This is a genomic window from Miltoncostaea marina (assembly GCF_018141525.1).
In the GTDB taxonomy this organism is placed as follows: Bacteria; Actinomycetota; Thermoleophilia; order Miltoncostaeales; family Miltoncostaeaceae; genus Miltoncostaea; species Miltoncostaea marina.
In genome coordinates, this window is the sequence record NZ_CP064655.1 from 681,350 (window position 1) to 703,427 (window position 22,078).

General features: G+C 76.9%; 18 protein-coding genes and 1 pseudogene. 11 read left to right on the forward strand and 8 right to left on the reverse strand.

The annotated features are described in order from the left end of the window. Positions 1-611 precede the first annotated feature (611 nt). From ITJ85_RS03335 to ITJ85_RS03350, 4 genes are read left to right on the forward strand one after another with little or no spacing between them, the layout of a single operon-like run. Positions 612-980: a hypothetical protein gene (locus ITJ85_RS03335; protein WP_217914940.1), complete on the forward strand. Its 369-nt coding sequence runs from the start codon at positions 612-614 to the stop codon at positions 978-980. After that, on the forward strand, positions 977-2,380 hold the full coding sequence (locus ITJ85_RS03340; protein ID WP_217914941.1) for a S8 family serine peptidase: 1,404 nt from the start codon (positions 977-979) through the stop codon (positions 2,378-2,380). The genes ITJ85_RS03335 and ITJ85_RS03340 overlap by 4 nt, the downstream gene beginning before the upstream one ends. Continuing rightward, the gene (gene ppk1, locus ITJ85_RS03345; protein ID WP_217914942.1) at positions 2,377-4,482 is read left to right on the forward strand and encodes a polyphosphate kinase 1; all 2,106 of its coding nucleotides are present in this window, start codon (positions 2,377-2,379) and stop codon (positions 4,480-4,482) included. The genes ITJ85_RS03340 and ppk1 overlap by 4 nt, the downstream gene beginning before the upstream one ends. Before the next feature lie 53 nt (positions 4,483-4,535). After that, the gene (locus tag ITJ85_RS03350; RefSeq protein ID WP_217914943.1) at positions 4,536-4,787 is read left to right on the forward strand and encodes a hypothetical protein; all 252 of its coding nucleotides are present in this window, start codon (positions 4,536-4,538) and stop codon (positions 4,785-4,787) included. 4 nt (positions 4,788-4,791) lie between these two features. On the opposite strand, the gene ITJ85_RS03355 is transcribed toward ITJ85_RS03350, so the two are convergent. Further along, complete coding sequence (locus ITJ85_RS03355) at positions 4,792-5,640, reverse strand: NAD(P)-dependent oxidoreductase (RefSeq protein ID WP_217914944.1); 849 nt, start codon at positions 5,638-5,640, stop codon at positions 4,792-4,794. Positions 5,641-5,980: 340 nt separating this feature from the next. Between ITJ85_RS03355 and ITJ85_RS03360 the strand changes: the two genes are divergently transcribed. Then, a complete protein-coding gene (locus tag ITJ85_RS03360) occupies positions 5,981-6,916 on the forward strand; it encodes a YihY/virulence factor BrkB family protein (protein ID WP_217914945.1) in 936 nt (311 codons plus the stop codon). Between the two features lies 1 nt (position 6,917). Here the strand turns inward: ITJ85_RS03360 and ITJ85_RS03365 are convergent, their stop codons facing one another. Continuing rightward, positions 6,918-7,727, reverse strand: coding sequence for an Fpg/Nei family DNA glycosylase (locus ITJ85_RS03365; RefSeq protein ID WP_217914946.1), 810 nt, complete (start codon positions 7,725-7,727; stop codon positions 6,918-6,920). 57 nt (positions 7,728-7,784) lie between these two features. Between ITJ85_RS03365 and ITJ85_RS03370 the strand changes: the two genes are divergently transcribed. The 3 genes and pseudogenes from ITJ85_RS03370 to ITJ85_RS17490 form a co-directional block, all read left to right on the forward strand. Beyond that, positions 7,785-8,285, forward strand: coding sequence for a low molecular weight protein-tyrosine-phosphatase (locus ITJ85_RS03370; protein ID WP_217914947.1), 501 nt, complete (start codon positions 7,785-7,787; stop codon positions 8,283-8,285). Next, on the forward strand, positions 8,282-9,187 hold the full coding sequence (locus tag ITJ85_RS03375) for a fructosamine kinase family protein (RefSeq protein WP_217914948.1): 906 nt from the start codon (positions 8,282-8,284) through the stop codon (positions 9,185-9,187). Before ITJ85_RS03370 ends, ITJ85_RS03375 begins: the two co-directional genes overlap by 4 nt. A 61-nt stretch (positions 9,188-9,248) precedes the next feature. Then, a pseudogene (locus tag ITJ85_RS17490) lies at positions 9,249-9,631 on the forward strand (VOC family protein); the annotation flags it as partial. Between the two features lie 13 nt (positions 9,632-9,644). Here ITJ85_RS17490 and ITJ85_RS03380 read toward each other — a convergent pair. Genes ITJ85_RS03380 through ITJ85_RS03390 form a run of 3 tightly spaced genes read right to left on the reverse strand, consistent with a single transcriptional unit; the run spans position 9,645 to position 15,613 of the window. Further along, positions 9,645-14,105 carry an Lhr family helicase gene (locus ITJ85_RS03380; protein WP_217914949.1) on the reverse strand — a complete coding sequence of 1,487 codons (4,461 nt, stop codon included), beginning with the start codon at positions 14,103-14,105 and terminating at the stop codon, positions 9,645-9,647. 42 nt (positions 14,106-14,147) lie between these two features. Further along, positions 14,148-14,372, reverse strand: a complete 225-nt coding sequence (locus ITJ85_RS03385; protein ID WP_217914950.1) for a hypothetical protein — start codon at positions 14,370-14,372, stop codon at positions 14,148-14,150. After that, positions 14,369-15,613 (reverse strand): inorganic phosphate transporter, encoded by a 1,245-nt coding sequence (locus ITJ85_RS03390; RefSeq protein ID WP_217914951.1) that lies wholly within the window; start codon positions 15,611-15,613, stop codon positions 14,369-14,371. The genes ITJ85_RS03385 and ITJ85_RS03390 overlap by 4 nt, the downstream gene beginning before the upstream one ends. A 167-nt stretch (positions 15,614-15,780) precedes the next feature. On the opposite strand from ITJ85_RS03390, the gene ITJ85_RS03395 reads away from it, so the two are divergent. Further along, positions 15,781-16,497 (forward strand): CHAP domain-containing protein, encoded by a 717-nt coding sequence (locus tag ITJ85_RS03395; protein WP_217914952.1) that lies wholly within the window; start codon positions 15,781-15,783, stop codon positions 16,495-16,497. Positions 16,498-16,798: 301 nt separating this feature from the next. Here ITJ85_RS03395 and uvsE read toward each other — a convergent pair whose 3' ends face one another. Beyond that, complete coding sequence (gene uvsE, locus ITJ85_RS03400) at positions 16,799-17,845, reverse strand: UV DNA damage repair endonuclease UvsE (RefSeq protein ID WP_217914953.1); 1,047 nt, start codon at positions 17,843-17,845, stop codon at positions 16,799-16,801. 76 nt (positions 17,846-17,921) lie between these two features. On the opposite strand from uvsE, the gene ITJ85_RS03405 reads away from it, so the two are divergent. Together ITJ85_RS03405 and ITJ85_RS03410 are read left to right on the forward strand one after the other, a co-directional pair. Then, positions 17,922-18,212, forward strand: a complete 291-nt coding sequence (locus ITJ85_RS03405) for an ATP-dependent Clp protease adaptor ClpS (protein ID WP_217914954.1) — start codon at positions 17,922-17,924, stop codon at positions 18,210-18,212. 1 nt (position 18,213) lies between these two features. Continuing rightward, positions 18,214-19,887 (forward strand): thiamine pyrophosphate-binding protein, encoded by a 1,674-nt coding sequence (locus ITJ85_RS03410; RefSeq protein ID WP_217914955.1) that lies wholly within the window; start codon positions 18,214-18,216, stop codon positions 19,885-19,887. Here ITJ85_RS03410 and ITJ85_RS03415 read toward each other — a convergent pair. Further along, positions 19,863-20,639 (reverse strand): lipoyl protein ligase domain-containing protein, encoded by a 777-nt coding sequence (locus ITJ85_RS03415; protein ID WP_217914956.1) that lies wholly within the window; start codon positions 20,637-20,639, stop codon positions 19,863-19,865. The two genes, ITJ85_RS03410 and ITJ85_RS03415, sit on opposite strands and share 25 nt — an antisense overlap. A gap of 61 nt (positions 20,640-20,700) precedes the next feature. After that, entirely contained in the window at positions 20,701-22,074 is a 1,374-nt protein-coding gene (gene lpdA / locus ITJ85_RS03420) for a dihydrolipoyl dehydrogenase (RefSeq protein ID WP_217914957.1), read from the reverse strand. Between the last annotated feature and the right edge of the window lie 4 nt (positions 22,075-22,078).

Consider the following 22,078-nt stretch of genomic DNA (forward strand, 5'->3'; position numbering starts at 1 on the left):
CCGGCCAGGCGTACGAGCCGGGGCGCGGGCGCCCCCCGTCGCCGCGCGACAGCAGGCGCGCCCGGTGCAGGTCGAGCGCCCGGTGGCGGCGCCGGTCAAGGCAGCCGGCCGCCCCCCAGACCGACATCAGGCTGACCACCAGGTCGCGCCCCACCCGCCGGCGCTGGAAGGCCGCCGAGCGGTGGGCCGCGCAGAGCCAGACCGACACCCCGGCCGGCAGGTGCAGCTCGGCCCGCGGCCCCTCGCCCGGGCCGGCGCAGATCGCACAGGGCGGCCGGCTGCCGAGCGAGCGGTCCTTGTAGTAGCTGTGCGCCATCGCCGACCGAGCATCGCCCCGCCCGTCGTCACCGCGAAAGCCCCCGCCCGTCCCCGAAGGCGCACGGCCCCGCGCCGGCCCACGTCGCAATCGGATGCGCGCCCGAGGTCCGATCGGACCGCTTCCCCGCACGAGGGGCGGGCGGGGGCGGCTCGGACGGGCCCGGATGTCCCGGGTCCAAATGGACCCCGGCGCGTCGTCCGATTGCGATGTGACCCCGGGACCCCGGCTGGGGCGATGCGATGTTGCGCCCGGGGCAGCGGCGGGGGCGACGGGCGACGCTACACTCGGGCGGATGCGCGACCCCTACATCATCGAGGCGGGCCCCACCTCGACGCGGGGGCGCGTGAGCCGGTGGCTGCGCGGCCGGCGGATCATGCTCGCGGGGATCCTCGCCCTGGTCGAGGTGGTCGCGTTCCTGATCTGGCGCCCGAGCGCGCTGCTGCTGGCCACCCTGGCGGTCGTCCTGCTGGTGCTCTGCGTCATGGGGGCGAGCCGGGTGGGCCCGGGCGTGCTGCGCGACCTGCTGATCATCGTCGCGATCGGGCAGGGCATCGTGGTCGTCGTGCCGCTCCTGGTCGGGGCGTCGGTGGTGATCGGCGTGCTGGTGGCCGTGGTGGTGATCATCGCGCTCGTGGCCGTCGCGGCGCGCTGGCGGGTGTGACCGCGGCCGACCTCCCCCCGCCGCCGCCCGCGCTCACCGCGGTCGCGCGGGTGGGCGACCAGGCGGCGGGCGACCCGCTGCGCGACTCGCAGCGGCACCTCGGGCAGATCGGCTGGACGCCGCCGCGCCGGGGGGAGCGGATGCCGATCGTGGCGGTGCTCGATACGGGCGTCGATCCCTCCGACCCGGACCTCGCGGGCGTCGTGATGACCCGCCAGGCGCGCTCCTTCGTGCCGGGGTCGCCCGACCCGCTGACCGATCCGGAGGGCCACGGGACGCACGTGGCGGGGATCATCGCGGCGCGGACGGGCAACGGCGCGGGCGGGAGCGGGGTGGCGGCGGCGCGCATCCTGCCGATCACGATCGCCGACGCCGGCGGCGCGACGACGACGTCCGCCCTCGTGCGCGGCATCCGCTACGCCGTGGCGCGCGGGGCGCGGGTCGTGAACATCTCGTTCGGCGGGCGGGGCCGCTCGCGGCTGGAGCAGGAGGCGATCGACGCGGCCACCCGTCGGGGCGTGCTGGTGGTGGCGGCCGCCGGCAACGCCGGCGGGCGCGGCGGCGCGCCCGACTACCCGGGCGCCTACCGCCACGTGATGGCCGTCGGCGCGCTCGGTGCGTCGGGCCGGGCGCTGGCCATCTCGGCGCGGGGCGAGCAGGTGGCGATCGCGGCGCCGGGCGAGGAGGTCCGCTCGCTCGAGCCCGGGCAGCCCGGGCGGCTGGCGCCGCGCACCGGCACCTCCATGGCGGCGGCGGTGGCGAGCGGGGCCGCCGCGCGGCTGCTCGCGCGCCGCCCGGGGCTGTCGGCCCAGCAGGTGCGCGCGATCCTCGAGTGGACGGCCCGCGACGTGCCGCCGACCGGCCCGGACGTGGCGACCGGCGCCGGCGCGCTCGACCTGCGCGCGGCGCTGGCGGCGCGGCCGCCGGCGAAGGGCGACGCGGAGCCCAACGACGAGATCGCGCTCGCGGCGCGCACCCGGCCGCTGCTGCCCGCGACGGCCGCGCGGGCGCGTCTGCGCGGCCGCGCGGGCTCGTGGAGCGACCCGCGCGACCACCTGCGGCTGGTGCTGGCCGAGGGCCAGACGATCACCGCGACCCTCACCGCCCGCGGCGCGCGCGGGGCGCCGGCGCCCGACCTCGACCTGCTGCTGTGGCGGCCGGGCACGCCGAGCGGCCGGCGGGGCCCCGCGATCAGCCGCAACTGGCTCGTGGCCTCGTCGCTGGGGCCCACCGCGCGCGAGCGCCTCGTCGCCCGCGCTCCGTCGGCGGGCGTCTACAGCCTGGAGGTGCGCGGCGTGCGCGGCGCCGCCGAGTACGACCTGCGGGTGGAGCGCGCGGTCACGGTGGCGGGCGCGGGGGTGCGCGGTCCGGGCGCGCGGGGGAACATGGAGATGCGATGACCACCGCCGAGACCCCCTCCACCAGGGCGAGCCCGACGGCCGCGCCGGACCTCGCCGACCCGCGCCTCTACATCAACCGCGAGCTCTCCTGGCTCGAGTTCAACGCGCGCGTGCTGGCGCTGGCGCGCGAGCCGGGGGTCCCGCTGCTCGAGCGCTGCAAGTTCCTCGCGATCTTCTCGAGCAACCTCGACGAGTTCTTCATGGTCCGCGTGGCGACGGTGCAGGACGCGATGGCCGCCGGCCGCCGGTCGTCGACGCCCGACAAGCTGCCGCGCGACCAGGTGCTCGACCGGGTCGCCACCCGCGTGCGCGAGCTGACCGCCGAGCAGAGCCGGATCTGGACCGACGAGCTGCTGCCGGCGCTCGCCGCCGAGGGCATCGCGATCGTGCCGATGGCCGAGCTGACGGCCGAGGAGCGCGCCGAGGTGGTCCACCGCTTCGACCGCGAGGTCTACCCGGTGCTCACGCCGCTCGCGGTCGGGCCCGGCCTGCCGTTCCCCTACATCTCCGGCCTGTCGCTCAACATCGGCCTGCAGGTGCGCGACCCGGTAAACGGGGAGACCCGCTTCGCGCGCATCAAGGTGCCCCCGCGGCTGCCCCGCTTCCTGCAGGCGGGCGAGCGGCTGGTGCTGATGGAGGAGGTCATCGAGGCGCACCTCGAGCGGCTCTTCCCCGGCATGGAGATCGTGCGCTCGACCCGCTTCCGCGTGACCCGCGACGCGGACTTCTCGATCTCGGACGAGTCGGACGATCTGCTGGGCGCCGTGGAGGCCCAGTTGCGCCGGCGCCGGTTCGGCCACGTGGTGCGGCTGGAGGTGGAGGAGGGCACCCCGGACGACGTCGTCGCCGGCCTGATGGAGGCGCTCGAGGTCGAGGCGCGCGAGACCTTCCGGGTGCGCCGCCCGCTCGACCTGACCTCGCTCATGGAGATCGCCTCGCTGGACCGGCCGGCCCTGCGCGACACGCCGTGGGAGCCCCGCACGATGGCGCGGCTGCGCGGCGAGGAGGGCGACCCGATCGACCTCTTCGCGACGATCCGCGCCGGCGACGTCCTCGTGCACCACCCGTACGACGACTTCCACACGAGCGTCGAGCGCTTCCTCGAGCAGGCGGTCGAGGACCCCAACGTGCTCGCCGTCAAGCAGACCGTGTACCGCACGAGCGGCGACTCGCCGATCGTGCCGGCCCTCATGCGGACCGCCGAGCAGGGCAAGCAGACCGTCTGCCTGGTCGAGGTGCAGGCCCGCTTCGACGAGGAGCGCAACATCCAGTGGGCGCGGGCGCTGGAGCGCGCGGGCGCGCACGTGGTCTACGGCCTGTCGGGGCTGAAGACGCACGCCAAGCTCTGCCTGGTGGTGCGCCGCGAGGGCGACCGGGTGCGCCGCTACGTCCACATCGGCACCGGCAACTACAACCCGTCGACCGCCGACCTCTATACCGACCTCGGCCTGTTCACCTGCCGCGAGGACATCGCCGAGGACGTCGCCGACCTCTTCAACCACCTCACCGGCTTCGCGCGCCCGCCCAGCTACCGGCGCGCGCTGGTGGCGCCCGCGCATCTGCGCGAGGGCGTCATCGCCGAGATCGAGCGGGTGGTCGCGGCGCACTCGCCCGAGTCGCCCTCGCGCGTGGTCATGAAGATGAACTCGATCATCGACGGCCCGGTGATCGAGGCGATCTACCGGGCGTCGCAGGCGGGCGTGCGGGTGGAGCTGATCGTGCGCGGCATCACCGGCCTGCGCACCGGGGTGCCGGGCGTGTCGGAGAACGTCCGCGCGATCTCGATCGTGGGTCGCTTCCTCGAGCACGCGCGCATCTTCGCGTTCACCGCCGGCGGCGAGACCACGTTCTGGATCGGCTCCGCCGACATGATGGCCCGCAACCTCGACAACCGGGTGGAGCTCGTGACGCCGGTCGACGATCCGGCGGCGCGGGCGGAGCTGCAGGCCGTGCTCGACCTGCAGCTCGCCGACACCGCGCTCGCCTGGGAGCTCGGGCCCGACGGCGGCTGGCGGCGGGTGCGCCCGGCCGCGGGGGAGGCGCCGCTGAACTCCCAGGAGGCCCTCATGCGCTACGCGAGCACGCAGGCGCGGTCGGCCTGAGGCGGGCCCGCCGGCCTCGGCCCGCCGCGCCGGAGGTGCGGTAACCTGCGCTCGTGAGCAGCGACACCCCCACCTGGACCCCGGCGGCCAAGCCGAGCTTCAACTCGCCGGCCGCCGACCTCAACCAGCTCCGCAACGAGGCGAAGCGCATCGCGGAGGCCGCCCCCGGGCAGCCGGTCCACAAGGCGGTGCTCGAGCGCGCCCGCCAGCTCGCCCGCGCGATCGAGCACGACCTGGGCCTGCCCGACGCGCCCGACGGCCTCTCCTACGCGGACCTGGCCGTCCTGCTGTCGCAGTCCAAGTAGCGCGCTAGCCGCCGTCCTCGCCGGGCAGCTCCATGGCGAGGCGCGCGACCGCGCCGTAGTCCAGGTCGGGCGGCACCCGCCGCAGCAGCGCCTCCGCGGCGGCCGCGAGCGGCGCCTCGGCGTCGTCCAGGTCCTGGAAGTGGCCGAGGTCCTTCAGCAGGTTGCGGGTCGTGAAGCCGGGCTGGTGGTCGCCGGCGAGCACCTTGGGGAAGAGGTTGCGCAGCTGCCACGAGTCGCCGGAGGAGCTCATCACCACCTCCCGCGCCAGGGCGGGGTCGAGGCCGGCGCGCTGGCCGCGGCCGAGCGCCTCGGCCGTCGCGGCGCTGATCGCGGCGACCAGCGCGTTGTTGACGAGCTTGGCCACCAGGCCGAGGCCGACCGGGCCGCAGTGGAAGCGCTTGGCCGGGTCGCCCATCGCCTCCAGCGCCGGCAGGGCCCGCTCGAGGGCGTCCGCGTCGCCGCCGCACATGAAGGCCAGCGTGCCGGCGGCCGCCCCGGTGGGGCCGCCGCTCACCGGGCAGTCCAGGTAGGCGACGCCGCGGGCGGCGCAGTCGGCGGCGAGCTGGCGGGCGACCGCGGGCGCGATTGTGCTCATCTCCACCAGCACGGGCGGCGGCGTCTCGGCGGCCAGCACCCCGCCGACGACCTGGCGCACGTCCGGCGAGTCGGTGACGCACGAGCAGGCGATGTCCGCGCCGTCGACGGCCTCGGCGACCGAGCCGGCGAGCGTGGCGGGGAGGCCCTCGACGCGCGAGGGCGTGCGGGCGTGCACGCGCACCTCGTGACCCGCCGCGGCGAGGTTGCGGATCATGCCCGCGCCCATGAGCCCGGGACCGACGAAGCCGATCAGCACCGAGGGGACGATACCGTCCGCGGGGGGAAGCGGTGAGGGTCGCCCCGACGCTCGACCACGTGCCCGGTGGGAGCGATGCCCAGAAGACTCAAGGTGCTGTGCCCGAGCACGTCGAATCTCCGAACTGCTGCGCGGGGGCAGTACCAGGACGACCCTCGCCTCGAATAATGCCGACGCTCCGCGTTCTTTTCGCCCCCCGGGGGGATGGGTTTTCACACCGACGGCACGACTTAGGGGGAGGTTTGGCGTCCGAGGCACGCTGTGTGGGCCGTCCGCCGGGCCGGCGGCGCGGCCGGGCGCCCGCCTTGCGCGCCCTCCGGCGGGCCGGTATCCACCTCCGGTGAGCACGGTCACGCGCGAGAGCCTGCGCCGTGGCGGCCTCGTCGCGCCCGTGCGGCGCGCCGGGCGCTGGCTGGTGGGCGTGGTGGCCGGGACCACCCGGCGCTCGGTGGCCGACGACATCACCGGCGTGGCCAGCCAGTTCGCCTACAACGCGTTCCTGGCCACCGTGCCGTTCCTGTTCGTGCTCGTCTCCATCGTGGGCCTGGTCGCCGAGCCCGACACCTTCGACGAGTTCCTCGACGACGAGGCCGACAACGCGATCCCGGTGGAGCTGCGCGACATCCTGCGCTCGGCGCTGGGCTCGGCGACCGCCAACACCGGCCAGGCGGCCCTGTTCCTGGCGCTCGGCCTGCTGGGCGCGCTCTACGTGTCGGCCAACGTGATGGGCAGCCTGGTGGGCGGGCTCGACCGGATCCGCGGCGTGCCGCACCGGCCGTGGGTGCGCGGCAAGCTGGTGGCGGCGGTCATCGCGGTGGCCACCAGCGTGCTGGTGGTGGCCACCACGCTCGCCCTGATCGGCGGCTCCCGCCTGGTCGAGGCCGTCGCCGAGGAGCTGTTCGGCAAGGGGGCGCCCAACGTCGCCGGGCGGGTCCTCTACATGATCGGCACCGTCGGCCTGCTGATCTTCACCGTCGCCGTGTACCACGTGGGCCCCAACGCGCCGCGGCGGCGGCTGCTGGCCTCGGTGCCGGGCGCGCTGGTGGGCGTGGGCATCTGGCTCGGCGTCACCCGCCTGTTCGCCCTCTACATCGAGAACTTCGACTCGTACAAGACGGTGTACGGGGCGCTGGCCGGCGCGGCGATCTACCTGGTCTTCCTGTTCCTGTCGTGCGTCGCCCTGCTGATCGGGGCGGAGGTCAACGAGCAGATCCACGCCATGCGGCGCAGCTCGCGCCGGGCGATCGCCGGCGAGGGCGACACACGGGTCATGTAGCTCAGGTCTGGCAGGCGGGGCACCAGTAGGTGGTGCGGTTGGCGTCGCCCTGGCCGCGGGAGCGCACGCGGGTGCCGCAGCGCCGGCAGGGGCGGTCGCGCCGGCCGTAGACCCAGGTGCGCTCGCGGCTCCAGGGGGCGGCGTCGGGCGCGCGGTAGGTGCGGATGGCGCCGCGGTCGCGCACGCCGTCGGCCAGCAGGCGCGCGGCGGTGGCGCCGATGGCGGCGGCCTCATCCTCGGAGAGGCTGCCGACCTCGCGCCACGGGTCGATGCCGGTCAGGAAGAGGGTCTCGCTCTTGTAGACGTTGCCGATCCCGGCCACGACCCGCTGGTCCATGATCGCCTCGCCCACCTGCCGGCTGGGCTCGAGCCGGGTCAGCGCCAGCGCGGTGGCGGCGGCGGGGTCGACCGCGGCGTCGAGCAGGTCCGGCCCCGTGGCGGCCACCGCCCGGGGCAGCGGCTCGCCCGGCTCGAGCAGCCGCACGGTGGGGCAGCGGTAGAGCGCGGCCACGTTGCGGTCGGTCCAGAGCGCCAGGAACAGGCCGCCCGGCCGCGGCCGTCGCGCCGCCGGCAGCAGGCGCCAGACCCCGCTCATCATGAGGTGCGAGTGCAGCACCCGGCCGCTCGCGAACCGCAGCAGGTGGTGCTTGCCGACGGCCTCTGCGCCGGTCACCCGGTCGCCGGCCAGCCGCTCGGGCAGCCGCAGGTGCGCCAGGCGCGGCTCGGGCGCCTCCACCCGGACCAGCTCGCGACCCGTCAGCGCGGCGCCGAAGCGCTGCGCGTTGCGGTGGCTGATGTGGCCCTCGGGCACCCCGGGCACGATAGCCGCGCGGGTCCCCGCGCCGCCGCCGCCTGCCATGATCGCGGGGTGGACCAGCCCCTGCGCCTGTGCTTCGTCTGCCTCGGCAACATCTGCCGCTCGCCCACGGCCGAGGCCATCATGCGGCACCGCCTGCGCGAGCGCGGGCTGGCGGACCGGGTGGTGGTGGAGAGCGCCGGCACCAGCGACTGGCACGTCGGCGACGCCGCCGACCGCCGCGCCGCCGAGGAGGCGCGCGGCCGCGGCATCACGATGGACGGCTGCGCCCGCCAGTTCACGCCGGCCGACTTCGCGCGCTACGACCTCGTGCTGGCCATGGACCACAGCAACCGCGCCGACCTGCTCGCCATCGCGCCGGGCGAGGAGGCGGCCGCCCGCGTGCGCCTGCTGCGCGAGTTCGACCCGGCCGCCGCCGACGCGGGCGACCTGGCCGTGCCCGACCCGTACTTCGGCGGGCCCGACGGCTTCGTCCACGTCTTCGACCTCGTCGACGCCGCCTGCCAGGGCCTGATCGACCACCTGGAGGCCCGCCTCAGCCGGTCCGGGTGAGCCTGCCGCCCGAGCTCGCCGCGGCGGTCGCCGACGCGCTCGGCGCCCCGCCCGCCGACGTCCGCCCGGTGGGCGGCGGCAGCATCGCCTCGGCCGCCCGGGTCGTCCTGGCCGACGGCCGCGTCGTGTTCGTCAAGCGCGACCCGGGCGCCCCGCCCGGCGCCGCCGCCGCCGAGGCGGCCGACCTCGCCTGGCTCGCCGAGGCCGGCGCCCTCCGTACCCCCGCCGTGCTCGCCGTGGGCGAGGGGTTCCTGGTGCTCGAATGGCTGGAGCGCGGGGGCCGCGCGGCGGGCGATGTCCAATTGGACCCCCCGTCGTGGTCCGATCGGCCGCCTCCCCCCGGCGAGGCCTTCGGCCGCGCCCTGGCCGCCCTCCACCGCGCCGGCGCGCCCGCCTTCGGCCTCGACCGCGACAACTTCATCGCCGGGATCCCGCAGCCGAACGAGCCGGCGCGGACCTGGGGCGCGTTCTACGGCCAGCGCCGACTGCTGCCGTTGGCGCGCCGGTCGGCGTCGACCGGGCGGCTCGACGGCGCGCTGCTGCGCCGCATCGACGCGCTCGTGCCGCGGCTGGACGAGCTCTGCGGCCCCCCGGAGCCGCCCGCGCGCCTGCACGGCGACCTCTGGAGCGGCAACGCGCTGCTCGACGCGGCCGGCGGGCCGGCGGTCATCGACCCGGCGGCGTACGGCGGCCACCGCGAGATGGACCTCGCCATGATGCGGCTCTTCGGCGGCTTCCCGGCGGCCGCGTACGCGGCCTACGGGGAGGCGCATCCGCTCGCGCCGGGCCACGAGGAGCGGGTGGAGCTGTGCCAGCTGTGGCCGTTGCTGGTGCACGCGCACCTGTTCGGCGGCGGCTACGCCGCCTCGCTGGACGCGGCCCTGCGCCGCTACGGCGCCTGACGAGGGACGGCCGGCGGGCGGGTGGTGGCACGCGCGGCCCGGCCCGGCGTGCGCCGGCGCCGTGGAGGACGTCGCCGTGCGGTGCATCGTCGAGGACGTGGACGCCGCCGTCGCGTTCTCCGCGGAGCGCCTCGGCTTCACGGTCGCGGCGCGGCCGGCCCCCGGGTTCCCGATCGTGGCGCGGCGGCCGCTGCGGCTGCTGCCGAGTGCGCCGTCCGGCCCGGGGGGCGCCGCGCAGGCGATGCCCGACGGCCGCCGGCCCGAGCCCGCCGGCTGGAACCGGGTCCAGCTGACGACCGGCGACCTCGACGCCACGGTCGCCGCGCTGCCCGCGGCGGGCGCGACCTTCCGCAACAACATCGTGGAGGGGCGGGGCGGCCGGCGGGTGCTGGTCGACGACCCGTCCGGCAACCGGTGGAGCTGTTCGAGCCGTGCCCGACCCGAGCCCGGGCGCGGGTCAGGCCCGCAGCACGAGCCCCCGCAGGTCGGTGGCGAACCCCGCGCCCGCGAGGCGGGCCTCCATCGGCCCGCCGAACACCGGCTCGCCGTCCACGCGCTCGATCGACAGCCGCCGGCGCCGGTCGGCGAGCACCCAGGCGGCGAGGGCCCGGACGGCGTGGTCGAGCTCCCGGTCGTCCGTGCCCGCGAAGGTCAGCAGCGCCCGCCCCCCGCGCTCGAGGTACAGCGCGGGCGCCCCGTCGACCAGGACGACCTGCGCGCCGAACACCCGCGCGGGCGAGCGGGCGCCCTCGCGCTTGGGCCACGGCGCGGCGGCGCCGTAGGGCTGCGCGGGGTCGGCGGCCCCGATCACCAGCGTCGCGGGCTCGTCGCCGACGGGGGCCTCGCGCAGATCGCGCAGTCGCTCGACGGCGCCCGGCATCGCGAACTGGGCGCCGCCGAGGCCGGCGACGAAGTAGCCACGCCGGACGACGCCGAGCGTCTCGAGGTCGCTGAGCGCCGGGTAGACGGCCGCGTAGCCGCCCGGCACGCCCTCGGCGAGGGCCGCGGACCGGGTGAGGATGCCGTGGCGCTCCACCAGCAGCTCCGCCGTGGCCCGCCGGCGCTCGTCGTCCGGCACGGCGCCGTCGAACAGGCGCCCGGCGAGCGACCAGCGGCCCGCCACCGCGGACGGCGCGCCGCGGCGGGCGCCGAGGCGGCGGCGCCCCGCGGCGCTCGGGCGCTGCAGGGCGGGCAGCCGGCGCGGCGCCCGCAGTGGCAGCCAGAGGTCGTTGGTGACCTCGCCCGCCCAGACGAGCGCCCAGAGGGCGGTGAACACGTCCTCGCGCGAGGCGTCCACCGCCCTGACGAGGTCGTCCCAGAAGCTCGCGCCCGACGCGAGCGCCGCGCGCAAGGCGACCGCCGTGGGGTCGTCGGGCGACGGGTCGGCCGGCGGCGGCCCCAGCAGCGGGGCGTCGTCGCGGAAGAGCAGGGCGACGCGGCCGCCGCCCACGCCGCCCGCGCCCGCGCCCACCCAGACCACCTCGCCGCGGGCGGCGAGCTCGTCGAGCCAGGCGGTCGCGTAGCCGGGCACCCGGCGTGGGAGCACCTCGCCCTCCCACTGGGCGGGCGGCAGGGCGAGCCCCTGGAGCGTCGTCAGCGCGTCGCGCAGCGCCTCGACGCCGTGCGCGCCGCCGGCCCGGTCGACCCGCTGCCAGTCGGGCAGGAACCTGCCGAGCGCCCGCGGCTCGGCCGGCTCGATCTCGCGCCGCAGCGCGGCGAGGCTGGCCCGCCGCAGCCGCCGCACCACCTCGGCGTCGCACCACTCCCGCCCGGAGCCGCCCGGGCGCAGCTCGCCGCGCACCAGGACGCCCTCGGCCTCGAGGTCCGCGAGCGCGGGCTCGACCGCCCCCGCCGGCAGGCGGTAGCGGGCCGCGAGGTCGGCGCCGTGGAAGGGCCCCCGCGAGCGGGCGAAGCGGGCCACGATGCCCCGCAGCGCGTCCGGGACGGGCTCGAGGAACGCCTCGGGGATGCCCGAGGGCGGCATCGCGCCCAGGCCGTCGCGGTAGCGGCCGGCGTCCTCCGCGGCGATCACCCGCTCCTCGCCGCCCAGGTGGATGCGGCATGCGCGCCGCTCGGCCACGAGCTGGTCGACCAGCCCGCCGGCGCGGGACGGCTCGGCCACCCGGCGCCGCACCTCGTCGGCCGAGAGGTCGCCGATGCGGCGCAGCAGGTCGTGCAGGCCGTCGGCGCCGCGGGCGCGGGCCCGCTCGGACAGCCCCTGCAGGTCGGCCTCGAGCGTCTCGAGGGCGCCCGGGTCGATGAGGTCCCGCAGCTCCTCCTGGCCGAGCAGCTCGCGCAGCAGGTCGCGGTTGAGCGACAGCGCCTGGGCGCGCCGCTCGGCGACCGGCGTGTCGTCCTCGTACATGTAGGAGGCGACGTACTCGAACAGCAGCGAGCCGGCGAACGGCGAGGCGGTCGCGGTCTCCACCTCGACCACCGCCAGCTCGCGCGAGTCGATCCGGGCCAGCACGCCGCGCAGCGCCGGCAGGTCGAACCAGTCGTTGAGGCACTCGCGGTAGGTCTCGAGGATGACGGGGAAGCTGCCGAAGTTGCGCGCCACCTGCAGTAGCGACGAGGCCTTGAGGCGCTGCTGCCACAGCGGCGTGCGCTGCCCCGGGCGCCGGCGGGGGATGAGCAGCGCGCGGGCGGCGTTCTCCCGGAAGCGGGCGCCGAACAGCGCGGTGCCGCCGAGCTCCGCCAGCACGAGATCCTCGAGCTCGTCGGGCGGCACGGTGACGATGTCGGGCGCCGGCGCCTCGTCGGCGTCCGGCAGGTGCACGGCGATGCCGTCGTCGCCCCAGATCGTGTGGGCCTCCTGGCCGGTGCGGGCGCGGATGCGGGCGCCCACCGCGAGCGCCCACGGGGCGTGGACGCGCGCGCCGAACGGGGTCAGCACGCACAGCCGCCAGTCGCCGATCTCGTCGCGGAAGCGCTCGACCACGACGGCGCGGTCGCTCGGCACGGTGCCGGTGGCCTGCGCCTGGTCCTCCAGGTACGCGACCAGGTTGCGTGCGGCGCGGCCGTCGAACGAGCTGTCGTCGCGCAGGCGCGCGGCCGCGCGCTCGGGCCCCGCCGCGATCAGCTCGCGGGCCAGCCGGCCGACCGCCTCGCCCAGCTCGTACGGCCGGCCGACGCCCTCGCCCTTCCAGAAGGGCAGCGCCCCCGGGGCGCCGGGGGCGGGCGTCACGATGACCCGGTCGCGCGTGATCTCCTCGATGCGCCAGGTGGACGCGCCCAGCATGAAGGTCTGGCCGCTGCGCGCCTCGTAGACCATCTCCTCGTCCAGCTCGCCCACGCGGGCGCCGTCGGGCAGCACCACCGCGTAGAGGCCCCGGTCGGGGATGGTGCCCGCGTTCTGCACCGCCAGCGCCCGCGCGCCCTCGCGGCCGCGCACCGTCCCCGCGGTGCGGTCCCAGACCACGCGCGGGCGCAGCTCGGCGAAGTCGTCCGACGGGTAGCGCCCCGCGAGCATGTCGAGCACGCCCTCGAGCTGCTCGCGCGAGAGGTCGGCGAACGGGTACGCCCCCCGCGCGAGCGCGTGCAGCTCGTCGACCGTCCAGGCGCCGTCCGAGCACACGGCGACGAGCTGCTGGGCGAGCACGTCGAGCGGCAGCCGGGGGACGTGGGTCTCCTCGATCGCCCCGCGGCCCATGCGCTCGACCACCGCGGCGCACTCGAGCAGGTCGCCGCGGTACTTGGGGAAGATGCGGCCGCGGCTCGGCGCGCCCACCTGGTGGCCGGCGCGGCCGATCCGCTGCATGCCGCGGGCCACGCTGCGCGGGCTCTCGACCTGGATCACGAGGTCGACGGCGCCCATGTCGATCCCGAGCTCGAGGCTGCTCGTGGCGACCAGGCATGGGAGCCGCCCCGCCTTCAGGTCCTCCTCGATGATCGTGCGCTGCTCGCGCGCCAGGCTGCCGTGGTGGGCGCGCGCCACCTCCTCCTCGGCGAGCTCGTTGAGGCGCAGGGCCAGGCGCTCGGCCAGGCGGCGGTTGTTGACGAAGACGAGCGTCGAGCGGTGGGCGCGCACCAGCTCGAGGAGCTCCGGGTACATCGCCGGCCAGATCGATCGGCGGCGGTTCTCCGCGCCCGCCACGTCGGCCGTCTCGCCGATCGGCGACTCGGCGGAGCCGAGCTCGCGCATGTCGTCGACCGGCACCACGACCTGGATGTCGAGCTCCTTGGCCGAGCCGGCGTCGACGATCTCCACCGGACGCGGGGCGCCCTCGGCGTCCTGGCCGCCGAGGAAGCGCGCGATCTCCGAGAGCGGCCGCTGGGTGGCCGACAGGCCGATGCGCTGGAGGGCGCCGCCATCGCCCTCGACCGCGCGCTGCAGGCGCTCGAGGCTGAGGGCGAGGTGGGCGCCGCGCTTCGTGCCCGCGACGGCGTGGATCTCGTCCACGATCACCGACCGGATGCCGGCCAGCATGTCGACGCCCCGGCTGGTGAGCAGCAGGTAGAGGCTCTCGGGGGTGGTGATGAGGATGTCCGGCGGGGTGCGCAGCATGCGCTGGCGCTCGCGTTGCGGCGTGTCGCCGGTGCGCACCGCGACCGAGACGGACGGCGGCTCCAACCCGTGGCGCTCCGCCACCGCCGCGATGCCCGCGAGCGGCCCGCGCAGGTTGCGCTCGACGTCGTAGTTGAGCGCCTTGAGCGGCGACAGGTAGAGCAGCCGCTCCGACGCCCGGCCCTCGACCCGCGCCGCCACGATGCCGTTGAGCGCCCAGAGGAAGGCGGCCAGCGTCTTGCCGGATCCCGTGGGCGCCAGGATCAGCGAGTGCGAGCCCGCCGCGATCGGCGGCCAGCCGCCGCGCTGGGCGACGGTCGGCTCGGCGAAGGCGCCCTCGAACCACTCCCGCACCAGCGGGTGGAACGGGGCGAGCGCGCTCTCGCCCTCCCTCGGCGCGGCGATGGTCACCCGTGGATGGTACTCCGGGGCCCGGGTGCCCCCGCCCGGCCGCTACTTGTCCAGCATCACCGCGATGCCGAACACCACCAGGGCCAGGCACGCCGCGAAGCAGAGCGCGGAGAGGGCCCGGCGCAGCGGCCCCGGGGGGCGCTCGTCGTCGGCGCCGCCGGCGATGCCCGCGAGGCCGAGGGCGTAGAGGCCCACCATGCCGACGCCGAACGCCGCGCTCAGCGCGGCCACCCGCCAGAGCGAGTCGAAGTCGACGAAGTCGCTCACGCGCCGGCCCCGCTCATGGCGCGCCCCTCGGGCGGGGCGTCCGCGCGGGCGCGGGGGGCCGTCGCGGTGGGCGCGGGCGCCGGCTCGGCGGCGGGCTCGCCGCCCTCGGCCGCCACCACCTCGATCGTCAGCGGCGCGGCGGTCTCCGTGACGTTGCCCGCGTGCACGCGGTCGCGGCGCGAGACGATCCAGAAGCCGGTGGCCATCGCCGCGCCGAGCGCCGCCACCACGACGACCCCGGTGTTGCCGCCGATGCCCTCGGCGAGGCCGTACATCGCCGCGCCCACCAGCCCGGCCGCCGGCAGCGTGATGATCCAGGCGATCGCCATGCGGCCCGCCACCCGCCAGCGCACCTGCGCACCGCGGGCCCCGACGCCGGAGCCCATGATCGCGCCGGACGCGACGTGGGTCGTGGAGAGCGGGAAGCCGAAGTGCGACGAGGTGAGGATGACGGTCGCCGCGGCGCTGTCGGAGGAGAAGCCCTGAACCGGCGTGATCTCGGTGAGGCGCGTGCCCATCGTGCGGATGATCCGCCAGCCGCCCATGTAGGTGCCGGCGCCGATCGCGAGGGCCGCCGACAGCACCACCCACGCCGGCACGCCGGCGTCCGCGCCGATCGTGCCGTGGGCGACCAGCGCCAGCGTGATGATGCCCATCGTCTTCTGCGCGTCGTTGGTGCCGTGAGCCAGGGAGATCATGCTCGCCGACGCGATCTGGCCGAGGCGGAAGCCGCGCTCGCTGCGCTCCCGCGACGCGCGGCGCGTCAGGCGGGCGGCCAGCCGCACGCCCAGGATCGCCACGCCGCCCGCGATCACCGGGGCGAGCACGGCGGGGATGAGCACCTTCTGGACGATCGCGGTGCCGTTGACCGCGCTCGTGCCGAGCGCCGCCAGGGTCGCGCCCACCACGCCGCCGATCAGGGCGTGCGAGGAGCTCGACGGCAACCCGAGCAGCCAGGTGAGCAGGTTCCAGGTGATGGCGCCCAGCAGGCCGGCGAAGACGACGGTCAGCGTGATCGTGCCCGCGTCCACGATGCCGCCGGCGATGGTCTTGGCGACCTCGAGCGACAGGAAGGCGCCCACCACGTTCAGGGCGGCCGACAGGCCGACCGCCACCCGGGGCCGCAGGGCCCCCGTGGCGATGGATGCGGCGGTGGCGTTGCCGGTGTCGTGGAACCCGTTGGTGAAGTCGAAGGCCAGCGCCGTCGCCACGACCACCAGGAGGATGAGGTCCTCGGCCATCCGGCGTGAAGCCTTCCCCCGGACGGGGGCGGAATCAAGCGCCGCGAAACTGTTTCACGCCATGGTCACAACCGTCACCGACGTGACGATCCTGTGAACGGCGCCCCGGCGCGACGCCGGCGCTCAAGGCCGCCCCGCCGCGCGCCGATGCCGCCCCGGGAGCACGGATGACCATCGACACCGCGACCACCGGCCTCGCGCAGACCATGGCGCGCGTCCGCGAGATCCAGACCACCGTCGGCGCCGCCGCGACGCCGCTCGCCGCGCCCGCCCCCGGCCCCGCGCCGGCCGCCGGCGACTTCGCCGGGCGCCTCGCGTCGGCCATGGGGCCCGGCGGCGCCGCCCCCGCCATCGCGCCGCCGGGGGCGTCCTTCGTCTCCGCCTCGGTCGGGCCCGTCCCCGGCGTCGGCGCAACCGGCCCCGGCGGCGTCGGCCAGATGATCGCCGACATCGCCACCCGCGAGCTCGGCGTGGCCGAGCAGCCGCCCGGCTCGAACGACGCCCCGCGGATCGCCGAGTACCGGACCGCCACCGAGGGCTCCGGAGTGGGCCCGTGGTGCGCCTACTTCACCTCGTGGGTGGCCGCGCAGGCGGGCGTCCCGATCGGCCCCGAGGGCAAGGGCGAGGGCTACGTGCCGACGCTCAGGAACTGGGCGGAGCAGACCGGCAGGTACATCCCGGCGGGCTCGGGCGCGCCGCAGGTCGGCGACCTGGTGGTCTTCGACCGCGGCGGCGACGGCGTCCTCGATCACATCGGCGTGGTCACGGGCGTCTCCGCGGACGGCGGCATCCAGACCGTCGAGGGCAACTCCAGCGACAAGGTGTCCGCCCGCAGCTACGGCCCCGGCGGCTACACCGGCCTCGTCCGTCTGACCGGCGCCTGATCCGCCGCCCCCCTGGCCGGGGGATGTCCGAATGGACCTCGCGCCGTGGTCCACTTGGCATCCGCGTGGGGACCCCCGCGGCGGCGGGAATCCAGGGGCCTCGTCCGAATGGACCTCGCGCCGTGGTCCACTTGGCATCCGCGTGGGGACCCCCGCGGCGGCGGGGATCCAGGGGCTTCGTCCGAATGGACCTCGCGCCGTGGTCCATTCGGCATCCGCGCGGGAACCCCCTCGGGAGCGGAGCTCTCGGGCCTGCGTCCGAATGGACCTCGCGCCGTGGTCCATTAGGACGTACCCGTGCTTACGGCTCCACGGCGCCCTCCGGCCCGACGACGGCGGCGACCTCGTCCGCCGGGGGCGGGGCGGCGGTCCGCTCCTCGGCGGCGCTGTGCTCGGGCGAGACGCGGGCGACCTGGGCCCGCAGCCAGAGCAGCGCGAGGTCCTTCGCCTTGGCCTCCAGCATCACGTCGACGGGCGCGGGGGCGGCGTCGAGGAGCTCGATCAGGTCCCAGGGGGTGACGAAGTCCGCGTGCTGCTCGAGGAGGGGCGGGACGAGGACCTCGCGGGCGGCGCTCTCGCCGCGGCGGCGGCGGCGGCGGACGGTGCGCAGCTCGGTGCGGGGGCTCGACAGGTGCACCTTCGGCCGCACGCCGGCGGGCCAGGTGGCCATGGCGGCGGCGATCGCGTCGCGGGGGTCGGCGTGGAGGGGGCCGGGCCGGCAGCGGTGGTGGTGGTGGTCGTACACCACCTTCACCCCGGTGCGGCGGTGCAGCTCCAGGACCTCGTCGATGTCGAAGGCGGTCTCGTCGTGCTCGAGCGCGATCCGGCGGCGGGCGCGCTCGGAGAGCGCCTCGTAGGCCCGCGCCCAGCGGTCGAGCGCGGCGGCGCGCTCATTGTAGACGCCGCCCACGTGCACCACGACGACGGCCTCGGGGCCGAGCCCGAGCGCGTCGAGCAGCAGGGCGTCCTGCTCCAGGTCGAGGCTCGACTTGGCGACGATGCCGGGGTCGGGGCCGTTGATGACCGTGTACTGGCCCGGGTGGGTCGAGAGGCGGACGCCCGCCTCGCGCACGCGCCGGCCGAGCGCCTCGAGGCCGTCGGCGCACTCCTCGATCTGGCGTCGGTAGTCGAGGTCCGGCATGTCCGGGTGGGTGCCGTAGGGGACGACCGAGCCCCCGAGCCGGTACATGCGGATGTCCTCGCGCTCGAGGTGGTCGATGACCGGGCCGAGCAGCTCGATGGAGCGCGAGAGGTGCGGGCCGCTCTGCCAGCGGCGCGAGTCGGAGGTCGGCATGCCGCCGCCGCCGAGCACCTTGACGGCGAACCCGAGGCGGTGGGGGACGACCATGCGGGACAGGGTTCCCGTTCGGGCGCCGGGGGACGCGTCCTTCGGATGCGGGCCGGGCGGAGGTATCCTGCCCCGCGTGGGCACCGAGACACCGGTCAAGCCGCGCGTCGACCTGCCGGGCTCCGGCGCGGGCCACGGCGAGCCGTGCCACGTGATCGTGCTCAACGACAGCCACAACACGTTCGAGCACGTGGCGCGCACGCTCGCCCGCTACATCCCGGGCGTGAGCTACGAGAAGGGCATGGCGCTCGCCACCACCATCCACAACGCCGGCGAGGCGAAGGTGTGGAGCGGCTCCCGCGAGCAGGCGGAGCTCTACTGGGAGCAGCTGAAGGGCGCCGGCCTCACGATGGCGCCGCTCGGCTGATGTGAACGGCGCCGACTGGCTCCTCGACGCGCTGCGCGCCGAGGGCGTCGGCGTGCTGTTCGGCAACCCGGGCTCCACCGAGCTGCCGATCACCGACGCGCTGGGGCGCCGGCCGGAGGTCCGCTACGTGCTGGGCCTCCACGAGGCGGTGGTGATGGGCATGGCCGACGGCCACGCCCAGGCGACGGGCCGGCCGTCCGTGGTCAACGTGCACGTGCAGCCCGGCCTGGCGAACGCGATGTCGGGCATCCTCAACGCCGCGCGCGCCCGGGTGCCGGTCGTCGTGACGGTGGGCCAGCAGGTGCAGGAGATGCTGCCGGGCGACCCCTTCCTCGGGGGCGAGCTGGTGGCGATGGCGGCGCCGATCGCCAAGGGGGCGTGGGAGGTGGCGAGCGCCCGGGAGCTGCCGGAGGCGTTCGCCCGCGCGCTGGCCACGGCGGCCGCGCCGCCCGCCGGGCCGACGGTGCTGAGCCTGCCGCTCGACGTGCAGGTGGCGCCCGCGCCGGCGCCGCACGAGCCGCGGCCCGCGCCGCGGGCGGCCCCGCCGCCGGCGGAGGCGCTCGACGCCGCCGCCGCCGTGCTGGCCGCGGCGCGGTCGCCGGTGGTCGCCGCGGGGGACGAGGTGGTGGCCGCCGGCGCCTCGGCCGAGCTCGCCGCGCTGGCGGACCGCCTGGGGGCGCCGCTGTTCGGCGAGCCGATGGGCGCGCGCGTGCCGCTGCCCACCGACCACCCGCTGTGGCGGGGCCCGCTGCCGCCCTTCGCGGCCCAGATCGCCCCGCTGCTGGCGCACCACGACGCGCTCCTCGCGGTGGGGATGCCGGTCTTCCGCCTGTTCGGCACGAGCCCGGGGCCGGCGATCGGGCCCGGCACCGCGCTGGTGCACGCGGACGTGGATGCGCGCGAGGTGGGAAAGGTGCACCCGCCGGCGGCCGGGGTGGTGGGCGACGTCCGCGCGAGCCTGGCCGGCCTGCTGGAGCGGCTCGGCCCGGCCGGGCCGAGCGACGCCGCGCGCCGCGGCCGCGCCGTGGCCGCCACGCTCGCCGCCCGCCGCGCAGCGCGCGCCCGCCAGGCCCGCGAGGCCGCCGGCGCGCGGGTGGGGCCCGCGGCGCTCGCCCGGGCGATCGCCAGCGCGGCCGGCCCGCGCGACCTGGTGGTGGACGAGGCGCTCACCGCCGGGCGCGGGCTGCGCACCGCGCTCTCGCGCCGCACGCCGGCCACCTGGCTCGCCCACCGCGGCAGCGCGCTCGGCTGGGGGCTGCCCGCCGCGGTGGGCGCCGGGCTCGCCGACCCCGGGCGGCGCGTGATGGCGGTGCAGGGCGACGGCGGCCTGCTGTTCGGCGTCTCCGCGCTCTGGACGGCGGCCGCGGAGGGCGTGGGCACCGCCCTGGTGGTCGCCGACAACGGCGGCTACGAGATCCTGCGCGCCGGCCTGGAGGGGCTGACCGGCCGCCCGGAGGGCGACTGGCCCGGCATCCGGCTGCGCCGGCCCCGCCTCGACATCGCGTCGATCTGCGCCGGCTTCGGCGCCTCGGCGGCCCGCGTCGACGCCCCTGGCGACCTGCGCGAGGCGCTGGCCGACCTCTGGCGGCGCACCGCCGACGGGCCGGCGGTGCTCGTCGTGGGCGTGGAGGGGCGGACGGCCCCCGTGGGTTACCCGGTCGCGCCGGCGGGCTGAGCGTCGCCGCCGGCCGCGGGGCGCAGCTCGTCCTCGGCGGCCGCGATGGCCGCGGCCTCCGCGGCGGTCGGCTCGTCCTGCGCGAAGCGCACCCGGTGGGCGTGGGCCACCTCGCCCTCGACGGCCCGCACGACGTCGTCCGGGTCGGCGTCGGGCACGAAGTCGGCCACGCCCGCGGCCGTCGCGGCGAGGCCCCGCGCGAAGGCCGGGCCGCGGCCCAGCAGGCGGGCCAGCCCGACCGGGTCGAGGCGCATCGGGATCCCGGCCTGCAGCAGCGCCCCGGGCGCCCGGCGGGCCTGGGAGAGCCCCACGACCTTCCGGCCCCGCGCCAGCACCTCGAAGGGGGAGATCCCGCCGAAGCAGGCGCCGGCGGCCGGCCCGGGGCGGCCCCGCACGGCGCGGGCCCGGGCGACGCTGACGACCTCGACGCCCGGGACCCCCAGCGCGCGCAGCGCGGAGGCGATGGCCTCGCCGAGCCAGCGGTAGGCCAGCACGACGTCGGCCGCGGCGAGGCGGTGGCCCCGGGGGAGCACGACGTCGAGCGCCAGCAGGTCGGCGTCCCAGAGCACCGGTCCGCCGCCCGACGAGCGGCGCACGATGGCGACGCCCTCGCGGGCGGCCAGGGCCGCGTCGACCGGCTGGCGCACGCCCGAGCGGCCCAGCACGAGCCCGGCCGAGGCCGTGCGCGACCACGAGGCGACCGGCGGCCCGCCGGGCGGCATGGCGCGCAGCAGCCCCACGGGGCGGGCCACGGCGGCCGCGGGCGCCAGCTCGGCGGGGCCGAGCCGGCGCCAGGTCTCGGGGGCGGGCGGCCTAGGAGAGGTAGGGGGCGACGCCGACCGCCTGCTGGGCGGCGTCCATGACCATCTCGCTGACGGTGGGGTGCGCGTGGATGATCTCGCCGAGCTCGCCCACGCTGAGGCCGTCGCTGATCGCGACGCCGATCTCGTGGATCAGCTCGACCGCGTGGACGCCCATGATCGTCGCGCCGAGCAGCAGGCCGGTGTCGGCGTCCATCACGAGCTGGGCGTAGCCGCCCGGCTCGCCCTCGCCGAGCGCCTTGCCGGAGCCCACGAAGCGGGCCTGGCCCAGCTTGACGTTGTGCCCCGCCTCCTTCGCGGCGTCGGCGTTGAGGCCGACGGTCGCGATCTCGGGGTGCGTGTAGATGCAGCTCGGCACCACCGTGCGGTCCATGGGGATCATCTGGCCGGTGAGCGCGTTCTCGACCGCCCGGCCGCCCTCCGCCGAGGCGAGGTGGGCGAGCTGGAGGCCGCCGATGCAGTCGCCGACCGCCCACACCTTCGGGTTGGCGGTGCGCAGGTACTCGTCGACCACCACGTGGCCGCGCTCGGTGACCTCGACGCCGATCTCCTCCAGGCCGATGCCGGCCGCCTGGGAGCGCCGGCCCACCGACACGAGCAGCTTCTCGGCCGACACCTCGGTGCCGTCGTCGAGGGTGACGGTCACGCCGTCGTCGCGGTAGCCGGTCACCTCGGCCTGGCGGCCCAGGTGGACCGTCACGCCCTCGCCCTCGAGCAGCTTCTGGAACTGGGTCGCGGTGCGGTTGTCGATGCCCGCCAGCAGGCGCGGGAGGATCTCGATGATCGTGATCCGCGTCCCGAGGGCCGCGAAGAGGCTCGCGAACTCGCAGCCGATCACGCCGCCGCCGACGACGATCATGCTCTCGGGCACCTGCTCGAGGCGCAGGATCTCGTTGGAGGTGAGGATCGCCGGGTGGTCCATGTCGTAGCCCGGCAGCCCCGACGGCTCGGTGCCGACGCAGACCACGAGGTGGTCGTACGGGTACCGCTCGCCGTCGACCACGACCGCGTCGCCGTCGACCCGGCCCTCGCCGCGCACCACCTTCACGCCCTTGCGCTTGGCGGCGCCCTCGACGCCCTTGCGCATCTGGAGGACCACGCCCTCCTTGCGCTCCATCATCTTGGGGAAGTCGAACGAGACCTCCGGGACCACGAGCCCGTACTCGTCCGCGCGGCGCACCTTGCGCAGCAGGTCGGCCGTCGCCAGCAGCGCCTTCGTGGGGATGCACCCCCAGTTCAGGCACGTGCCGCCGAGCTCGGCCCGCTCGATCATGGTGACGTCGGCCCCGAGTTGGGCCGCGCGCAGGGCGGCGACGTCGCCGGCCGGGCCACCGCCCAGCACGACGACCCGCGAGGGCTCGCTCATGTGG

What these genes read in the sequence shown, in the direction of transcription:
- ITJ85_RS03335 (WP_217914940.1), top strand. Translation starts at nt 612, where the DNA reads ATGCGCGACCCCTACATCATCGAGGCGGGCCCCACCTCGACGCGGGGG.
- ppk1 (WP_217914942.1), top strand. Translation starts at nt 2,377, where the DNA reads ATGACCACCGCCGAGACCCCCTCCACCAGGGCGAGCCCGACGGCCGCG.
- ITJ85_RS03390 (WP_217914951.1), bottom strand. Translation starts at nt 15,613, where the DNA reads ATGGCCGAGGACCTCATCCTCCTGGTGGTCGTGGCGACGGCGCTGGCC.
- ITJ85_RS03395 (WP_217914952.1), top strand. Translation starts at nt 15,781, where the DNA reads ATGACCATCGACACCGCGACCACCGGCCTCGCGCAGACCATGGCGCGC.
- uvsE (WP_217914953.1), bottom strand. Translation starts at nt 17,845, where the DNA reads ATGGTCGTCCCCCACCGCCTCGGGTTCGCCGTCAAGGTGCTCGGCGGC.
- lpdA (WP_217914957.1), bottom strand. Translation starts at nt 22,074, where the DNA reads ATGAGCGAGCCCTCGCGGGTCGTCGTGCTGGGCGGTGGCCCGGCCGGC.